At 42.3% G+C, this 586-nt stretch carries 1 pseudogene; it reads left to right on the forward strand.

Features of this window, described 5'->3' with window-relative positions:
* Window positions 1–586 (forward strand): annotated as a pseudogene (locus EQY_RS0123665) (bifunctional DNA primase/helicase); the annotation flags it as partial.

Here is a 586-nt window from a genome sequence, read left to right on the forward strand (position 1 = left end):
ATCCGCATCTGAATTTAAAAAACGCCTGTTGCATGTGGCAAAAGGTGGTATTTATACCGGAACGACTGCGCACCTTGATGCATTAATAAAAAATGACCTTCCCGCAATAAAAAATGTTATCGGTCAGGATTTTATCGGATACAACAAAGAGATTGGCGCATGGCTGTTTAATGATGTCGCGGTTTGTAATGGTAAAACCTACGAAATCAATGAAGAGGATTATTTTGAAATTGATGGCATAAACGCAAAACCATTGAATAAAAAACCAATATTGCAGATTAACTATAAAAAACCGGATGAATTTACAACGTCCTGGGTGGAAGATCTCTGGCTGGCGTTTGGTGAAAAGGGAATTATTACCCTGGCCTTCTGGCTGGGTTCGTTGTTCAGCGAACAAATCAGGCAGAAAAACGCATCTTACCCCTTTCTTGAGATTACCGGAGAGCCTGGAACGGGTAAAACAACGCTGATTGATTTTTGCTGGCGTTTGTGTGGCCGTGACAACTATGAAGGTGTTGATCCAACCAAAGGATCGGAATCAGGCTGGAAGCGAACTTTTGGACAGGTCGCCGGATTACCTGTTGTT

This window comes from Escherichia sp. TW14182, from assembly GCF_000208525.1.
Taxonomy (GTDB): Bacteria; Pseudomonadota; Gammaproteobacteria; order Enterobacterales; family Enterobacteriaceae; genus Escherichia; species Escherichia ruysiae.